Here is a 16,576-nt window from a genome sequence, read left to right as displayed (position 1 = left end):
CAGCTGCGCCGCCGGGCATCAGCGACAGCATGTCTGCTCTCCCCACCCGTCCCCGCGGCGGACCCGAAGGAAGCCACGATCACCACCTTGATCAACCAGCCGGGAAGTGCGCTGGTTCGCTCGGACTACCGACGACTGGCACTGGCGCACATCGACGGACTGACGACTGACCACGACGACCGCCTCCTGGCCGAGAACGAGCGGGAGTGGGTCTATGCGTTGCGTCATCTCATCTCCGAGACCGAGACGGTGCTCGAGCGGATCCGATCCGACGTCCACGGTCCCGAGCGGGGCCTGGCGCTGCATGACTTCGAGTCCCACCTCCAGGACCTCCAGTCGGCGTTGGCCGAACTCATCGGGCAACCCGAGGAGCCGGCCCCGGAGCAGGACGACGAGGAAGACGAGGAGGACGAGGACGAGTCGGAGCCCTCTGGCGTCACCGGCCTCCAGCTGACCTGGGAGCAGGGGGATGTGGTGGTGTGGGCCGGCGGCAACGACGCCGACACGGCCGACGAGGACGAGCTGCGCAGCCGACTGGACGACATCGGGGCCGGCACGGTCCCGTGGTCCGCCCACCCGGGGATGCCGCTGCCCGACGGAACGCACGCTGCAGCCTTCGTCGCAACGATGAAGGACTGCCTGGGGTGGCTGGTCTCCATGCGGAGCACCCATGACGACGAGCGTGTCGGTGCCTCGCTCACCTGGATGGCGTTGGCCGCTGGCCTGGCCGTCCGGCTGTGCGCACAGGGTCGGATGGTCCCCCAGTTGCGGAAGGACTCCTCAAGCAATGGCGGTCGTGGAGGCGGCGGCCGCAGTGACTATCAGGTCCACTGGGTGCCGGCACTGATCAACTCCGAGGAGTTCCAGACTCTGTCGAAGTCCATGCCTGGCGCCGTCATGGGCCTGTCCAAGAGCAACGACCGGCGTCAGTTCACCGAGGACGTGCTGGGTGGCGTCGTCGACGCGATCTGCACCGACGCGGCCGAACGCGTGGAGGTGCCCGCGCCGCCACCCAAGCCGCGGTCGGCCACGGAGGTCGCCGAGACCATCCTGGCATTGATGAACGGTCGGATCTTCGACGCGCCGACCCAACGAGGCAATGAGCTGTCCAAGGGTATGGCCACCTGGGCCAGAGGGGTCACCGGGACGTCGAAGGCGACGCTGATCATCGAGTTGGACGAGCCCGACGACAGCGATGCCTGGTACGTCCGGACCGTCATCAGCTCCTCGGGTGGCAAGCTCGAGCCCGTCGACGCCGCGATGTCCAACGCATCGCAGAACCGACGCGAGCAGATCAAGGCCGAACTCGACCGCCTGGAGGGGATCTACGAGCCCTTGTTGCGTGGCAAGGCCGAACGCCGCGGCGAGGTGATCCTCAGCCAGGACGAGGCGTGGGAGCTGATGACCGAAGCCGGCACGGTGCTGAGCGCCGCCGGGTTCGACGTCCGAGTCCCACCGCTGTCCCGGAAGAAGCCTCGCCCGGGCCTGAAGCTGACTGCGACCGAGTCGAGCGAGACCGCCGTCGGGGCCCAGCAGCTGACCTACGTGCAGTGGTCGGCGGTCTTCGGCGATGTCGAGCTCACGGCCGCCGACATCATGCGGCTGTCGCAGGAGGCCCGCCCGCTGGTCCAATCCCGTGGTCGTTGGGTCGAGTTGGACAAGGCCGATCTGGAGGCAGCTGCCGAGGCGCTTGCTGAGCGGGCCGACAAGACCCAGATGTCGGGTGCCGAGATGCTGCGCCACGCCATGGGGTTGGAGGGGACGGTCCTGCACGGCGGGGTCGCCGTCGAGGGCGACAGCTGGGCGGCCGATCTGCTGCGCAGCGCCCAGGACATCCCCGAGCACCCGCCGTCGAGCCCCGACGGGTTCGAGGGCGAACTGCGCAGCTACCAGGCCGACGCGCTGGCCTGGCTCGCCTTCCTGCACGACGCCGGTCTGGGCGGAATCCTCGCCCTCGACATGGGTCTGGGAAAGACGCCGACGCTGCTCGCCCACCTGGCGACCACCAAGCGGCCGCGGCACGAGGGAGGCGCACCCTCCCTGGTGATCGCGCCGCCGGCCGTGGTGGGCAACTGGGCCTCGGAGGCGCAGTCCTTCACGCCCGGCCTGACGGTGCGGGTCCACCACGGACCGAACCGCGCCGGCATCCGCGAGCTGCGCTCGCAGCTCGAGACCACCGACGTGCTGATCACCACCTACGGCACCGGGATGCGGGACATCGACATGCTGGAGGAGTTCGCCTGGGACATGGTCGTCCTGGACGAGGGGCAGGCCATCAAGAACCCGGCCAGCGAGACCGCGCAGCAGCTCCGCCGGCTCGATGCCCACAGCCGGATCATCCTGACCGGCACGCCGATCGAGAACGGACTCGGCGACCTGTGGGCCCTCCTCGACTTCACCAACCCGGGCCTGATCGGTGAGCGGTCGACGTTCATCGCGCAGCTCTCCAACACCTCCGACGGTCGGTCATCGGCCGAGGAGGCCCTCCGCACCCTCAACGGCGTGATGGTGTATCGCCGCACCAAGGCCGAGCCGAGCATCGCCGCCGAACTCCCGGACCGGATCGACACGCTGGACCGGTGTGCGATGACCCCCGAGCAGATCGGGCTGTACCAGGCGGTCCTCGACAACCTGATGCAGGAGACCGCGGACGACGGGCTGGACCGACCCAAGAAGAAGGGCGCGGTGCTGGCCGCGATCACCGCGCTGAAGCAGATCTGCAACCACCCGGCCGCCTACCGGGACGGCGACGACGGCCCGCTGGACGGTCGGTCGGGCAAGCTGGCCCGCCTGAACGAGATCGTCGACAACGTCTTCGACGCTGACGAGCGGGTGCTGATCTTCACCCACTTCGCGCAGTGGGGCGAGAAGATGGCGGCGTACCTGACCGAGCGGACGGGCCAGCAGATCGACTGCTACCACGGTGGGTTGGCGCGTGGTGCTCGCGACAAGATGATCGAGCGGTTCCAGAACGGAACCGGCAAGGGCGCACTGGTCCTCAGCCTCAAGGCCGGCGGGACCGGCCTCAACCTCACCGCGGCCAGCCACGTGGTCCTGTACGACCGCTGGTGGAACCCGGCCGTCGAGGACCAGGCGCGCGACCGGGCCTGGCGGATCGGTCAGACCAAGACCGTGGTGGCCCACCGGCTGGTGTGCCCTGGCACGGTCGACGAGCGGGTTGAGGAGGTCGTCGCCGGCAAGCGGCAGATCGCCGACCTGGCGCTGCCGAAGTCGTCTTCCGTGGGCGACCTGGACGCCGACCAGTTGCAGAAGGCCCTCGGCATCGACCAGGACGCGCTTCTGACCGACGACTCGGATGAGGAGACCTCGAGGGAGCTGGTGTCTGCATGAGCGCCGCGAGGAGACGACGCAAGGGAAGCAACAAGAATCAGTCCAACAAGGGCCAGTCCAACAAGGGCCAGTCCAACAAGGGACGATCCGGCCAGAAGTCCGGCGGTCGCCAGAACTCGAAGAAGCAGGTTGGCTTCTTCGGCGATCCTGCGAAGCTGCCTCAGCCCACCTCGGAAGTCCGGATCAGCACCGAGCCGGCCGTGGTTCCGCACTCACTCGGCCCTCCTCCCCTGCCAGGCCACGAGACCATCGCGATGCACTACTTCACCGCGATCTACGACAAGGCCGTCACCCTGTCAGGCGCGTTGGCGGCGGCTGCCGGGTTGATCGAACCCGAGGAGCTGGTCGAGGAGTTCGGCGAGTAGCCCTTCGCCGCCGGCCAAGATCTGCCGACACGGGTTGGTCCCGTATGTGAGAATTGATGACGACAGCTGCTCATCGACACAGAGGGATTGACCGACATGGGCCTCATGGCCAAGCTCAAGGGTGAACTGGTTGACATCATCGAGTGGATCGATGATTCCCGGACGACACTGGCCTGGCGCTTTCCGCGCTACAACAACGAGATCAAGAACGGCGCCCAGCTGATCGTCCGAGAGGGGCAGCGGGCCGTGTTCGTCTATCGGGGGCAGCTGGCCGATCAGTTCATGCCGGGCAACTACGAGCTGAGGACGGAGAACCTGCCGATCCTCTCCACCCTCCAGGGATGGGAGCACGGCTTCCGCAGTCCCTTCCGGTCCGAGGTGTACTTCATCAACACCCGGCCGATCACCGACCTGCGGTGGGGTACGCCTGCGCCCATCACCATCCGGGACCCCGACTTCGGCATGGTGCAGGTCCGCGCCAACGGCCTGTGCATGGTCAAGATCGAGGAGGTCGACATCTTCCTGCGGGAGGTCATCGGCACCGACTCCGAGGTGGAGGCCAACGAGATCGCCGAGCTCCTCCGCCAGGTGATCTCCACGGCGTTCAGCGAGATGGTCCTCGACACCGGTGTCGGCGCGATCGACCTGCAGGGCAAGCAGGTCGAGCTGGCCGGCCAGCTCCGGGAGCACGTCCAGGAGAAGGTCGACGACGAGTTCGGACTGTCGATCCCCGACATCACCATGCGGATCTCCCTGCCTGAGGAGATCACACAGGCCATGACCCGCGGGGTCGCACGCGGTGTGGAGGAGGGTGGCTACGCCCGCAACGTCGGCGACCTGGACCGCTTCCAGCAGGTTCGCGCATCAGACGCCATGATCGCGGCGGCCTCCAACCCGGGGGGTGGCGCTGCCGGCGATGCGATGGGAATCGGCCTGGGCATGGCCATGGCCGGTCAGATGGCCAACGCCTTCGGCCAGCAGACGGGCGGGGCTGGTGCTCCGCCGCCGCTGCCAGGGGCGCAGTCCTTCCACGTGGCAGTCAACGGACAGCAGCTGGGGCCCTACGGCATCCCCCAGCTCCAGCAGGCGGTCGGCCAGGGCCAGGTATCGGCCGACACCCTGGTCTGGGCGAACGGCATGTCAGGGTGGACCCCTGCCGGCCAGGTCCCGGCGCTGGCTGGCCTGTTCAACGCCCCGCCACCGCTGCCGCCGGCGGGCGGTGCGGCACCCCCGCCCGCTCCGGCTGCTGACGCCAGCGACACGCCAGCCGGCTAGCTGCAGTGGTGAACGAGGAGTTCGGAGGCCCGCCACCTCCGCCGCCTGAACAACCCTCCGCAACTGCACCCCCATCCGCTCCTGATCCCAGCCCACCGCCCGTCGGCCACGCGATGCGCCACCGGACCGAGGACACCCGGACCTACCCGTGCCAGGTGTGTGGTGGGGAGCTCGAGTTCCACATCGGCGAGCAGCGCCTGCGCTGCCCGAGTTGCGGGACGACCGCCGAGCTGGCGGAGGTCACCGGACAGGTCGTCGAGAACGACCTACGGGCGGCCTTGGCCGCACAACAGCAGCGCCAGGCCGGCCATCAGTCCCTCGTGCAGGGCGAGAAGGAGATCGTCTGCCAGAACTGTGGTGGACACACGACCTTCACGGGTACCTGGACCGCGCAACGGTGCCCGTACTGCGCTACACCGATCCAACGCGACGACGTCCACGACGCCCCCGAGCGCCTGCCGGTTGATGCGGTCCTGCCGTTCACGGTCGACCAGAGGACGGCGGAGGGGCAGCTGAAGGACTGGGTGTCCAGTCGGTGGTTCGCCCCCACGGAGTTCAAGGAGTACAGCCGCGCGGGGTCGTTTCAGTCCGTCTACACGGCCTACTTCACCTACGACGCCGAGACCGAGACGACCTACCGAGGGCAACGGGGCGACAACTACACCGTGACCGTGGGCTCGGGCCAGAATCGCCGGACCGAGACCCGGACGCGTTGGCGACCGGCGGCTGGGCGGATCCAGACGTCATTCGACGACGTCGCGGTCCTCGCCAACACCGGACTCAACACGCGCTATGTGAACCGGTTGGAGCCGTGGCCGATGGAGCAGGTCAGGCCCTTCAGCCCCGAGTTCCTGGCCGGCCATCTCAGCAGGACCTACGACCACACCGTGGACCACTGCCTGGAGGATGCGCAGCGGCAGATGGACCAGGTCATCACCCAACAGGTCCGACGAGACATCGGCGGAGACCACCAGCGGATCCATCACAAGGACACCCGGTGGGGAGCGATGACCTTCAAGCACGTCCTGCTGCCCATCTGGCTGCTCACCGTCATCTACGGTGGCGCCACCTACCAGGTGATGATCAACGGCACCACCGGTGAGGTCGTGGGCGAGCGGCCATACTCGAAGGTCAAGATCGCGGCCGCTGTGGCCATCGCGATCCTCATCGTCATCATCATCGCCGTCGCCCGAAGCGGGTAGGAGCCCCCATGAGCGCCCTGTTGATCCTCTCACTGCTCGGTGTCGTCGCTGTGGTCGGGGTCGGCATCGCGTTCGTCGTGGCGCTGGCCAAGAAGGGGCAGGAACGCCAGGCCAAGGCCGTCCAACTCGACCTCGGGATGGACCACGGCGCACCGAAGGAGTGGGCCGGAGCACACACTCCTGAGGCGAAGCTGCACCGCCGTCTGGTTGATGTCTCGAAGACATTGCGGACCGTGTCCGCCTCCCTCGATGAGGATGTGGCCGGCCTGGAACTTCGGGTCGAACTGGAGGAGCACGTCCGCCAGACCGACCAGCGGCTCATCAAGGCCGCAACCCTTCCCGTCGGTTCTCGTGAGCCGGCGATCGCTGAGATCGAGGTGTCAGTTGCCGCGATCGAGGCCGCTGCGGCCGACCTGGCGGTCCGCCAGACCCACTCGACGGCGTCGCAGGACGTCCGAGCACTGGAGGATCTCCGTGGCCGGATCCAGGGCATGACCGGCGAGGCCTGAAAAGGAAGCTGGCCACCTGCGACCTCTTGAGGGGTAAGGCCGCAGGTGGCCAGATCGATCGGCGGCCAGCCAAGGTGAGGGGGATCGGCTGACCGCCGGGCTGTGAAGTTGTGTCGTTGACGGCTGTGTCGGAGGTGCGTACCTCGACATCAGAACCCGTCATCCCGTTTACGGAGCCGACTCGTCCCAGCTGGGCTGAGCCCCGTCATGTGCTCCAGGTGCAAGCATGCATCGTACCGATTGGTTGCGCACGACAAAGTCTATGTCACCTGTCTCGTCGGGCAATCTGTTCTGGTCGAAATCAGGGTCACCGATGGTTACCTCCACCTGCTCGGGATCGAGCCCCTGTGCCACGACCTGATCGACGTAGGCCTGCTCGAGCGCCTGACTGGTGACGTCGAACGCCTCTCGCATGCACGCGTCACCGCCGATCACCTGCTGGGCGAAGGCGTAGGCTGCCGGGATCATCGAGTCGCCATCGGCAACCCCGGGCAGTAGGTCGGTCAGCTCTCCGACGAAGCCCTTGTCGTACTCGACGTTCTCCGCGCTCGCGACCATGTCGACCCGCGGTCGGACGAACTGGATTGCCTCCCCGGGGATGTCGACCAACCAGCCACCATCGGCGAACTGACGGATCTCGACCTGGTCTGCGTCCACACAGGTGTCGACGTCGCCCTCGGCGTCGACGGTCACCGTGTCGGTGCGGATCACGACGCCCGCGACCTCGACCTCGCGGATGCCCTCGACCGGCACGGTCGCCTGGACCCGGGCGCGGCAGTCGAGGGCGATCGGCTCTACGGTCACGATGGTCGCCGGCTCCTTGACCTCGAGAGCTTCCTCGACGTCGACCAGATCATCAGCCAGGTTCCTCGCGATGGCGTCCGGCGACCACGCGTCGGGCAGCGAGAAGTCGACGACGCCGACCGCGACCAGCGCGATCACCAAGCCCGCACCGATCGCGCCGGTGATGGCCCCCTTCAATCCGTTCAGCATTGTGCAAGCCCCTCGTGTCGGTTCTCAGGCATTGGACTCGCAGTCGCCCCGAAAGTTGCGTTGCCGAATCAGGCTTTCTTCGCGTGGACGCCGGTCAGACGACAGCGGCGATCGAGCGTGCCACGTAGTCGACGTTCTCCTCCGTCACCCCGGCGATGTTGATGCGGCTCGAGGGGATCGGGTAGACGCTGTGCTCGGCCTGCAGTTGCGTGACCTGCTCCGGTGAGAGGCCGAGGAAGCTGAACATCCCGCGCTCGCCTGCGATGTAGTCGAACTCAGTGGTTTGCGTCGCCTCACGCAGCTCGTCCGACAGCAGCGCACGAAGACCGTTGATGCGTTCACGCATCGTCGCGACCTCGTCCTGCCACAGCGTCGTCAGCTCCTCGTCGGCCAGGATCTCCCCCACGATCGAGGCGCCGTGTGCAGGAGGCATCGAGTACAGCTCACGGGCGATGTTGGCCATCTGGGACGTGTCCGTCTTCGCGCCCTCGGCGGTGGCGTTGACCGTGAACGCAAGCCCCGTCCGCTCCCGATAGAGCCCGAAGTTCTTGCTGGCGCTGTAGCTGACCAGCATCTCGGGGAGCCGGTCCGCCAGCATCCGGACCCCGTAGGCGTCGGCGTCCATGCCCTCGCCGAGGCCGTGGTAGGCCAGGTCGACGTAGGGGGTGAAGCCGCGCTCGTCGGCCAGATCGCCGACCACGTCCCACTGCTCGTGGGTCAGGTCGGCGCCGCACGGGTTGTGGCAGCAGCCGTGCAGCAGGACCACGTCGCCGGGGCCGCGCTCCTTGAGCGTCTGGACCATCTCGTCGAACTGGATCTCGTGCGCCCCCTTGTCGTAGTAGGGGTAGTGCTGCATGTCCAGCCCGGCCGCTCCGAGGAGTGGGACGTGGTTGCCCCACGTGGGCGTCGAGACCCACAGCTCGGTGTGGGCCTGCGCGCGGAGCAGGAGCCCGGCCCCGACACGGAGTGCCCCCGACCCACCGGGCGCCTGGACGGCGCCCACTCGACCATCGGTCACCACCTGATGGTCGGCTCCGAAGAGGTGGCGGGTGATGCCGCCGATGAACCGCTCATCCCCGGGCGGGGACACATAGACCTTCGTGGTCTGGTCCGCCAGCACCCGACGCTCGGCCTCGGCGACGGCCTCGAAGACCGGCGTGTTGCCACTAGCGTCCTTGTACACGCCGACACCCAGATCGACCTTGCTGGGGTTCGGATCGTTGCGGCACGCAACCGTGGTGCCGAGGATCGGGTCAGGCGGCAGCGGTGAGAGGTTCTCGAGCATCGCCGCCAGCCTACGCCGCGCGGCGGAGTCCACTTCGGTGTGCGTCACGGGTGACACATCGGGGAAGGGGGCACACGTGACAGCCTCAGACCAAACTCGTGCAGCCGCCTACTCCTTCCTCAGCAGTGAGTGGGTCGAACGCTTCGGCTCGATCGGCTTCCTCGCCAAGGGTGTGCTGTACGCCGTGATCGGCGCCATCGCCGCCTCGGTCGGGTTCGCTGGTGGCGCTGAGGGTGACGCCAGCTCCCAGGGCGCCATCGCTCAGCTGTCAGAGCAGTCCTACGGCACCGTGCTGCTCAGCCTGCTGGCTGTCGGCCTCGCCGGGTACGCGCTCCTGAGGCTGCTCCACGCCTTCATCAATCCGAGTGGCGAGGACGGCATGAAGGGCGTTGTGATGCGCATCAGCTACGTCGTCCGATTCGTGATCTACGGCGGGCTGACGTTCTATGCGATCTCGGAGATCACCGGATCGGGCGGCGGGGGCGGCGGTAGCGGCTCGAGCCAGCAGTTGACGGGACGGCTCCTCGAGCTGCCTGGCGGCCGGTTCCTGGTCGCGATCATCGCCCTGGTGATGTTCGGGGTTGCGATCAGCCAGTTGAAGGACGCCTGGACCCGCGACTTCATGGACCAGCTCCGGCAGCCGACCGGGACTCAGAAGTCGGTGACCAGGTGGGCCGGCGTCGCCGGTCACGTCACCCGCGGGCTCGTCTTCGGCACCGTCGGCGTCCTCTTCGGTCAAGCCGCCCTGCAGTCCGACTCCTCGGAGGCCGGCGGCGTGGACAAGGCGATCCAGACACTCGCCGGCTCTGGGGCCGGGCTCCCGTTGCTGACTCTGATCGGCGCTGGCTTCTTCTGCTACGCGGTGTACTGCGTCGCCATGGCCAGGTGGGGGACGATGCGCACCGCCGGCTGAGCCGCTGTCAGGATCGCTGGTCTCGGAGCCACTCCTCCGCCTGCTCCCGTGTGATGCCGAGGCTGCGGAGGAGAGCCCACGCCGGTGAGGTGTCGTCGCGGAGGAGTCCACGGAGCATGTGCTCCGGGCCGACCGAGCCGCTGCCGGTCCGGAGGGCCTCGCGCAGGGCCATCTGGATGAAGCGGGAGGCGTCCCGACCGAACGGGAACGGTGGCAGCTCGTCCGTGCGCCGCGGGCCGCGATGGCGACCCGCTCGCTCGAAGGCCTCCCACACCTCGTCGCGAGTCGAGCCGCGGTCGAAGCCGGCACTCCCCTCGTCCCGGCCGGCCGTCGCAGCGGCCTGGTCAGCGTCGTCCGCCTGATCGTCACCGTCGGTCTGCTCGGTCTCGTGGGCTTCGTCGACCTCGTCGGTGGCGACGGTGTCGACGGTTTGATCGGTCCCCCGGGCGTCGTCCGACCCGTCTGGGCTGTCGACAGAGCCATCCTCGGTCGAGGTTGTCTCTGGCCGGTCGCCGCCCTGCTTCGCCAGAGGTGAGGCGGGCGGTCCGAAGGCCTTGAGTGCGGCCTCCCGGACCTGCTCGAGTGGTACCTCGAAGGCCTCGAAGGCCTGCTCGGCCATCGAGTCGAGCTGGTCCAGCAGACCGAGGAAGAGGTCCTCCCCGCCCACGCTGTCGCGCTGGGCCTGGCGCGCCCGCTCGATGGCGGCGGCCGCAGCATCGCGTGCCGCCTCGCTCCAGCGGTCGAAGGCCGACGGCTCGACCGGCCGTGGCTCATCGGCGTTGGGGGGCACGAAGCGCTGCTGAGCCGCCTGACGGGTGACCCCCATGTTGGCCCCGATGTCGGCCCACGACGCGCCGGCGCGCCGGGCCTCGTCGACGAAGTGGCCCACCAGGTGATCCGCCAACTCCCCCAGCTGCTCGGCTGTCTGGACGGCGCGCCTGACGTCACCGAGCGGGTCGGCTGCACGGCCGTCAGCGGTCACGGCGGCGATCAGGTCGTCGAGGCGGTATGGCGGAATGGTCATGCGTCAACCGTAGGTTGACATCCAGGACGCGTCAAGACTTTCTTGACAGTCACAGTCCCCGTCCCCGTTGCAGCGAATCCGCGGGCCACTGTCGTACGGTCATCCGCCCATGAACCGCCGTCCCCGCTACGCGGCCGACGTCTTGGCCGTGCCCGCCAAGAAGCAGCCGCCACCACGACACGTGACCCTCCGGCTCGGGCTCCGCCTGACCGACCGGGTCAGCCGCTTCGAGGGAACGGTCGTCGAGTACGAGTCAGGGGTCGTGATCCTCGAAGCCGATGACGACGGGGGGCGGCGAGCCTTTCCCTTCGAAGCTGACCGGTTCGCGCAGGGCGGCAAGCCGATCCGGCTGACCAAGGGCGGCGTCGGCATCTCCCGACCGGCCACACTGACCTCCGCCAGCGGCGCGCGGGTGGCCGCGACCCAGACCGCGAAGGTGGCCCGCGCCAGTCGGATCTGGGTCGAGGGCAAACACGATGCCCAACTGCTGGAGAAGGTCTGGGGCGAGGAGCTGCGTGAGCTCGCCATCGTGGTCGAGCCGTTGCACGGCGCCGACGACCTGCCGGCTGCCATCCGCGCGTTCCAGCCGTCGCCGACACGACGACTTGGGGTCCTGCTGGACCACCTCGTCCCGGGCTCCAAGGAGACTCGCATTGCCGCCGAGGCTGCCCAGGACCACGTCCTGATCGCCGGCCACCCGTACGTCGACGTGTGGGCCGGTGTCCGCCCACGGGTGCTCGGCCTGCCCGCCTGGCCGGACGTCCCGAGGGGTCGCCCCTGGAAGGAAGGCGTGGCCGCGGCGCTGGGTGTCCGGGATCACCGTGACGTGTGGCGACGGGCCCTTGGAGGGGTCTCCTCCCTCGCGGATCTCGAGACCCCCCTGATCGGCGCGGTGGAGCAGCTGCTGGACTTCCTGGTCCCCGATCAGGTCATGGGCTGAACCGGCTTGTCCAGATCGGTTGCCAGGTGACCGGTGTCGTTGAACCGGCGCAGGATCCACCGATCCTCGGTGATCACCAGGTGTGAGATCGAGGCGTTGGCCGAGACGACGAACGCGAACTGGTCGGCGCGGGTCGCCAGGTGCAGCGCCGCTCCGATCACGCCGCCGTGGGCGACGACCACCACACGCTGATCGGCGTGCCGGGCGGCGATGCGCTCCAGCGCCGGCTTCACCCGGGCGCAGAGATCGGCCATCGACTCCGCCCCGGGAATCGGTGCCCAGTCCTGCTGGGCGACGATGTCGGCCACCAGCGGATCCCCGCTGCGCATCCGAATCCGGTACTCACCGCCGTCCCACTCCCCCAGGTAGACCTCGCGCAGGTCGGGCTCCTCGACCGGCGTGATCCCCAGGTACTCGGCCAGGGGTGCCGCCGTCTGCTTGGTTCGGGTCAGGCTGCTGGTGTAGATCGCGCTGACGTCCTCGTGCCGCAACCGATCGGCCATCGCCCGGGCCTCGCGGTGGCCCTCGTCAGCCAGTGGTGGATCGGCCTGCCCGTTGACCGTCGGGAAGGCCACGCCGGGAACGGCCGGCTGGGACTCGCCGTGGCGAACCAGGATGATGTCGCACCCACCGGGCGGAAGCCGGAAGCGGAACTGGCGGACGGGTTCGGACTGGGCGGGTGAGTCGGTCTGCGTCATCGCCGCCACAGTAGCCAGGCCGCCCTGAGAGATCGGTGGTCAGGCCCCGGCTGGCCACGCGGCCCGGAGCAGGTCCCGGTCCGAGCGGACCGCCTCCGCGTCCAGGATCCCGTCGGTGGCGAGCACGCGCGCTGCGTCGACGAAGGCCTTGGTGGCCGCGTGGAACAGGAAGCTCCCCACCGAGACGCGGCGTACGCCGACCGCAGCCAGCTCTGACACCGATGGGCCGCGCGGGTACAGCAGGACGTTCACCGGCGCGTCGACCTCGGTGACCACGCGCGTGATCTGTTCGATGTCCCGCAAGCCCGGCGCGTAGACGCAGTGGGCTCCCGTCGCGGCGTAGGCCTGCAGTCGGTGGATGGTGTCATCCAGGTCATCCACCCTGTGGAAGTGGTTGTCGGCCCGCGCCGTGATCACCATGCCGTGTGCCGTCGCAGACCCGACGGCGGCCTCGAGGCGCTCGACGGACTCCTCGACCGACTGGATGGCACCGGAGTCCGGGTTGTAGTCCTCGATCGAACAGCCTGCTGCACCGGCCTCCGCCAGGGCGTCGACCGTCTCTGCCACCGCCGAGGGGGTGTCGCCGAACCCGCGCTCGGCGTCAACCGACACCGGGATGTCCACGGCCGTCGTGACGACCGCGACGTGTTCCAGGAGCTCCTCTCGACGGATGGCCATGTCCTGCCGCCCGAGGGTCCCGGCGTAGCCGGCACTGGTGGTGGCGACGGCGTCGAAGCCCAGCGCCTGCAGCAGTCGCGCTGAGCCGGCGTCGTGGGCGTTGGCCAGGATGAACGTGCCCTGGCGGTGCAGGTCGGCGAGCGTGCTCCGTGCTGCGGTGGTCATGGGCTGACGCTACTCCCTGGGGACGGACCACTTCGGCGGCCAGCGGACGCGACCATGCCGCGCCGCTGGGGTTAGGAGCGCCGACTCTGCAGCGCATCCACGAGTTCGGCGTACCAGTGGGCGCTGTCCTTCATGGTGCGCTCCTGGGTCTCGTAGTCCACGTAGACGATCCCGAAGCGCTTCTCATACCCGAAGGACCACTCGAAGTTGTCCATGAAGGACCATGCCATGTAGTCCGTCACGTTCACGCCACTGTTGATCGCCTCCGCCAGGGCGGCCAGGTGCTCGCTGAGATAGGTCGTGCGGCGCGGGTCCGCAACCCGACCGTCGACCGGCGGGTCGTCGTCGAACGCGGCACCGTTCTCGGTGATGGCGATCGGGATGGGCCCCCACTCGCGGTGCACGCGCTGGAGCAGATCCCGGAACGCCTCCGGCTCCATCCGCCAGCCCATCGCTGTTGTGGGCCCGTCGTATGGCTGGGTGCGCGCCGGCTCGACACAGGCGTCGGGAAGCGGTTCGGCCGACGGATCGGTGGTGACGTAGTCGGGGAAGTAGTAGTTGATCCCGAGCCAGTCCGGGCGAGCGCCGGAGAGGTCACCCGCGCGGACGTCCGGCTCGGCGACCAGAGACCAGGCGGCCAGCGCGTCCTCGGGCACCGTCCCGTTGATGCAGCCATCCAGCCACCAGCGGTTCCGAATGGCATCGAGCGCCCGCACGGCCTCCTCGTCATCACCCCGCACCGTGGTGACGTTGAGGACCACACCGACCTCGGCGTCGCTGTGGGCCGCCCGGATCGCCTGGTCCCCCAGGTGGTGCGCGCGCAGCAGGTTGTAGGCAGCCGCCATGGCCTTGCCCGCATCCCGCTCCCCCGGAGCGTGTGTCCCGCTGTGATAGCCCAGGTGGGAGGAGCACCACGGCTCGTTGAGGGTCGCCCACCGTGTGACCCGGTCACCCAGCCGGTCCACCACGATGCCGGCATAGTCGGCGAACCGACCGGCGGTGTCCCGGTTGGTCCACCCACCGGTGTCCTCCAGCGCCTGGGGCAGATCCCAGTGGTACAGGGTGGGGACCGGCTCGATGCCTGCCGACAGCAGCTCGTCCACCAGGCGGTCGTAGAAGGCCAGGCCACGCTGCTCCACGGCCCCCTTGCCCTGCGGAACGACCCGCGGCCAGGCCACCGAGAAGCGATAGACGTCCAGGCCCATCTCGGCCATCAGCGCGACGTCCGCCGGATACCGGTGGTAGTGGTCGCAGGCACCGGCGCCGCTCGACCCATCATCGATCGTGCCCGGCTTGGCGCAGAAGGTGTCCCAGTTGGCCACGCCACGACCATCGACGTCGGTGGCCCCCTCGATCTGGTAGGAGGACGTCGCCGTGCCCATCCGGAGGGACGCCGGCAGTCGACTGGCAAGTTCGCGGGGTTCGATGATCGGCATGCGCGCAACCCTAAACGGCCACTGCCCTGAGAGGTGCTGGAATCCCTAGAGACGGTCGAGCGTCGGCGTGCCGCGCAGGAGGGTGAGCACCGCCCGCCCGGTCAGCTCCTCCCCCGCGAAGGGATCGTTGCGCGACCGGCTGGCCATGTCCTCCGGCGCGACAGTCCATCTGTGGGCCGGATCGAACAGGCAGAGGTTCGCCGTCATCCCAGCCGTGATGGGCCCACCGTGGTCCGCCAGCCCGACGATCGCGGCCGGTCGGCTCGACAGCACCTCCACCGCGCGGGCCGCACTGATGATCCCCGGGTGCACCAGGTGCGTCCACACCACAGACGCGGCCGTCTCCACGCCCAGCATCCCCGGTGGGGCATCGGCCAGCGGCGCGGCCTTGCGATCCGGCGCGTGGGGGGCGTGGTCCGTGGCCACGGCATCCACGGTGCCGTCGACGAGCCCCATCCGAAGGCTCTCGACATCAGCGTCGGTCCGCAGGGGCGGGTTCATCTTGCCGTGGGTCCCCAGGCGCTCCACCGCTGTCTCTGTCAGGACCAGGTGTTGCGGTGTGACCTCACAGGTCACGGCCAGCCCAGCGGCCTTCGCACGCCGGACCTGCTCGAGCGAACCGGCCGCGGACAGGTGCAGGACGTGGTAGCGGCCGCCGGTGTCGGCGGCCAGGGCGATGTCCCGCGCCACGATGATCTCCTCTGCGACGGCAGGTCGTCCACCGACCTGGAACCGTTCGGCGACCGGCCCCTCGTTGACCGCCCCGCCGGCGACCAGGGACTCGTCCTCGCAGTGCTGGCTGACGACCATCCCGGGCAGCCGTGTTGTTGCCCGCAGTGCCTGGCGCATGAGCCTGGCGTTCATCACCGAGTTCCCGTCGTCGGTGAAGACCCGAACACCCGCGGCGTGCAGTGCATCGACATCCACGAGTTCCTCGCCGGCACGACCACGGGTGATGCAGGCGGAGGTGTGCACCTCGACGGGCGCGGAGTCGCCGCTGCGCAGCACCGCTCGGACGATGTCGACGTTGTCGAGCGGCGGCGTGGTGTTCGGCATCATCACGACGGCCGTCATGCCTCCCGAGGCGGCTGCGGCCGCTCCGCTGGCGACGTCCTCGGCCTCGGGGGTGCCCGGCTCGCGGAAGTGGACCTGGATGTCGACCAGGCCGGGCAGGAGCAGCAGACCGGTCGCCTCCGTCACAGTTCGGCCTCCGGCGTCCGCCGCCCCTGCTGGGGCCACGTGGACGACCCTCTCGTCCTCGATCACCACGTCGGCCGGGACGGCCTCGTACGCCGCGTTGCCAGGCAGGGTTGCCCCCCTGATGATCCGTGCGTCCATGATCGGCAGCGTAGAGGCAAAGAGTTGACCAAACCGGGCGTTGGCTGGCTGATTGGGGGCAGGCTCACGGTTGGAGACGCCACAAGCCGAGACCCGAACTGATCGAGTTCCGGCGGCAGCAACTCAAACGGAGACCCCGATGTCAACCCCGAACCGCACGTCCATCCCAGGCGCCGACGCCCCACGAGCCCGCTACGAAGCCGGTCTGCTGGTCGCCCCCGCCGAGGAGCTCGTCACCCGGACGCTGAACGACGACAACTCCGACGTGGTGGCGGCGTCGCTGCTGATGGCGCTCCTCGGCTGGGATGACGCGCTCACAGCGCTGGCCCGGTCCTCCCACAGCCGTGCGGGTGTCGTCATGGGCGCCCTGGCGGCCTGGGTGCTGTTCGACTGACCTGACCCCC

The 16,576-nt window shown here is 68.8% G+C and carries 15 protein-coding genes; 8 read left to right on the top strand and 7 right to left on the bottom strand.

Annotated elements, in window-relative coordinates; translation table 11 throughout:
• Window positions 1–87: 87 nt before the first annotated feature.
• From C1746_RS11060 to C1746_RS11040, 5 genes are all read left to right on the top strand, one after another.
• A complete protein-coding gene (locus C1746_RS11060; RefSeq protein ID WP_116714644.1) occupies window positions 88–3,351 on the top strand; it encodes a DEAD/DEAH box helicase in 3,264 nt (1,087 codons plus the stop codon).
• Window positions 3,348–3,716, top strand: a complete 369-nt coding sequence (locus C1746_RS11055; RefSeq protein WP_116714643.1) for a hypothetical protein — start codon at window positions 3,348–3,350, stop codon at window positions 3,714–3,716. The genes C1746_RS11060 and C1746_RS11055 overlap by 4 nt, the downstream gene beginning before the upstream one ends.
• A gap of 96 nt (window positions 3,717–3,812) precedes the next feature.
• Window positions 3,813–4,991 (top strand): SPFH domain-containing protein, encoded by a 1,179-nt coding sequence (locus C1746_RS11050; protein WP_116714642.1) that lies wholly within the window; start codon window positions 3,813–3,815, stop codon window positions 4,989–4,991.
• Between the two features lie 113 nt (window positions 4,992–5,104).
• Entirely contained in the window at window positions 5,105–6,193 is a 1,089-nt protein-coding gene (locus tag C1746_RS11045; protein ID WP_205711811.1) for a TFIIB-type zinc ribbon-containing protein, read from the top strand.
• An 8-nt stretch (window positions 6,194–6,201) separates the two neighbouring features.
• Window positions 6,202–6,702 (top strand): hypothetical protein, encoded by a 501-nt coding sequence (locus C1746_RS11040; RefSeq protein ID WP_116714641.1) that lies wholly within the window; start codon window positions 6,202–6,204, stop codon window positions 6,700–6,702.
• A 168-nt stretch (window positions 6,703–6,870) separates the two neighbouring features.
• Here the strand turns inward: C1746_RS11040 and C1746_RS11035 are convergent, their stop codons facing one another.
• Together C1746_RS11035 and C1746_RS11030 are read right to left on the bottom strand one after the other, a co-directional pair.
• Window positions 6,871–7,695, bottom strand: a complete 825-nt coding sequence (locus C1746_RS11035; RefSeq protein WP_116714640.1) for a hypothetical protein — start codon at window positions 7,693–7,695, stop codon at window positions 6,871–6,873.
• A gap of 94 nt (window positions 7,696–7,789) precedes the next feature.
• On the bottom strand, window positions 7,790–9,028 hold the full coding sequence (locus C1746_RS11030) for an amino acid aminotransferase (RefSeq protein ID WP_205711810.1): 1,239 nt from the start codon (window positions 9,026–9,028) through the stop codon (window positions 7,790–7,792).
• A 28-nt stretch (window positions 9,029–9,056) separates the two neighbouring features.
• Between C1746_RS11030 and C1746_RS22035 the strand changes: the two genes are divergently transcribed.
• The gene (locus C1746_RS22035) at window positions 9,057–9,893 is read left to right on the top strand and encodes a DUF1206 domain-containing protein (RefSeq protein ID WP_162867633.1); all 837 of its coding nucleotides are present in this window, start codon (window positions 9,057–9,059) and stop codon (window positions 9,891–9,893) included.
• A gap of 7 nt (window positions 9,894–9,900) precedes the next feature.
• Here the strand turns inward: C1746_RS22035 and C1746_RS11015 are convergent, their stop codons facing one another.
• Complete coding sequence (locus tag C1746_RS11015) at window positions 9,901–10,917, bottom strand: Clp protease N-terminal domain-containing protein (protein WP_116714638.1); 1,017 nt, start codon at window positions 10,915–10,917, stop codon at window positions 9,901–9,903.
• A gap of 109 nt (window positions 10,918–11,026) precedes the next feature.
• Here C1746_RS11015 and C1746_RS11010 point away from each other — a divergent pair, with 109 nt between their 5' ends.
• Complete coding sequence (locus tag C1746_RS11010) at window positions 11,027–11,857, top strand: DUF3097 family protein (RefSeq protein WP_116714637.1); 831 nt, start codon at window positions 11,027–11,029, stop codon at window positions 11,855–11,857.
• On the opposite strand, the gene C1746_RS11005 is transcribed toward C1746_RS11010, so the two are convergent.
• The 4 genes from C1746_RS11005 to C1746_RS10990 form a co-directional block, all read right to left on the bottom strand.
• Window positions 11,842–12,555, bottom strand: coding sequence for a histidine phosphatase family protein (locus C1746_RS11005; protein ID WP_116714636.1), 714 nt, complete (start codon window positions 12,553–12,555; stop codon window positions 11,842–11,844). The two genes, C1746_RS11010 and C1746_RS11005, sit on opposite strands and share 16 nt — an antisense overlap.
• Before the next feature lie 39 nt (window positions 12,556–12,594).
• Complete coding sequence (locus tag C1746_RS11000; protein ID WP_116714635.1) at window positions 12,595–13,398, bottom strand: isocitrate lyase/PEP mutase family protein; 804 nt, start codon at window positions 13,396–13,398, stop codon at window positions 12,595–12,597.
• Window positions 13,399–13,469: 71 nt separating this feature from the next.
• Window positions 13,470–14,834 (bottom strand): GH1 family beta-glucosidase, encoded by a 1,365-nt coding sequence (locus C1746_RS10995; protein ID WP_116714634.1) that lies wholly within the window; start codon window positions 14,832–14,834, stop codon window positions 13,470–13,472.
• Window positions 14,835–14,879: 45 nt separating this feature from the next.
• Window positions 14,880–16,172 carry a dihydroorotase gene (locus C1746_RS10990; protein WP_116714633.1) on the bottom strand — a complete coding sequence of 431 codons (1,293 nt, stop codon included), beginning with the start codon at window positions 16,170–16,172 and terminating at the stop codon, window positions 14,880–14,882.
• A 139-nt stretch (window positions 16,173–16,311) separates the two neighbouring features.
• On the opposite strand from C1746_RS10990, the gene C1746_RS10985 reads away from it, so the two are divergent.
• The gene (locus C1746_RS10985; RefSeq protein ID WP_116714632.1) at window positions 16,312–16,566 is read left to right on the top strand and encodes a hypothetical protein; all 255 of its coding nucleotides are present in this window, start codon (window positions 16,312–16,314) and stop codon (window positions 16,564–16,566) included.
• Window positions 16,567–16,576: the final 10 nt, after the last annotated feature.

Source organism: Euzebya tangerina (genome assembly GCF_003074135.1).
GTDB classification, from domain to species: Bacteria; Actinomycetota; Nitriliruptoria; order Euzebyales; family Euzebyaceae; genus Euzebya; species Euzebya tangerina.
This window is presented reverse-complemented; position numbering and strand designations above follow the sequence as displayed.

Coding starts and splice junctions, on each gene's coding strand:
- C1746_RS11055 (WP_116714643.1), top strand. CDS start 3,348: ATGAGCGCCGCGAGGAGACGACGCAAGGGAAGCAACAAGAATCAGTCC.
- C1746_RS11050 (WP_116714642.1), top strand. CDS start 3,813: ATGGGCCTCATGGCCAAGCTCAAGGGTGAACTGGTTGACATCATCGAG.
- C1746_RS11045 (WP_205711811.1), top strand. CDS start 5,105: ATGCGCCACCGGACCGAGGACACCCGGACCTACCCGTGCCAGGTGTGT.
- C1746_RS11040 (WP_116714641.1), top strand. CDS start 6,202: ATGAGCGCCCTGTTGATCCTCTCACTGCTCGGTGTCGTCGCTGTGGTC.
- C1746_RS11035 (WP_116714640.1), bottom strand. CDS start 7,695: ATGCTGAACGGATTGAAGGGGGCCATCACCGGCGCGATCGGTGCGGGC.
- C1746_RS11015 (WP_116714638.1), bottom strand. CDS start 10,917: ATGACCATTCCGCCATACCGCCTCGACGACCTGATCGCCGCCGTGACC.
- C1746_RS11010 (WP_116714637.1), top strand. CDS start 11,027: ATGAACCGCCGTCCCCGCTACGCGGCCGACGTCTTGGCCGTGCCCGCC.
- C1746_RS11005 (WP_116714636.1), bottom strand. CDS start 12,555: ATGACGCAGACCGACTCACCCGCCCAGTCCGAACCCGTCCGCCAGTTC.
- C1746_RS11000 (WP_116714635.1), bottom strand. CDS start 13,398: ATGACCACCGCAGCACGGAGCACGCTCGCCGACCTGCACCGCCAGGGC.
- C1746_RS10995 (WP_116714634.1), bottom strand. CDS start 14,834: ATGCCGATCATCGAACCCCGCGAACTTGCCAGTCGACTGCCGGCGTCC.
- C1746_RS10990 (WP_116714633.1), bottom strand. CDS start 16,172: ATGGACGCACGGATCATCAGGGGGGCAACCCTGCCTGGCAACGCGGCG.
- C1746_RS10985 (WP_116714632.1), top strand. CDS start 16,312: ATGTCAACCCCGAACCGCACGTCCATCCCAGGCGCCGACGCCCCACGA.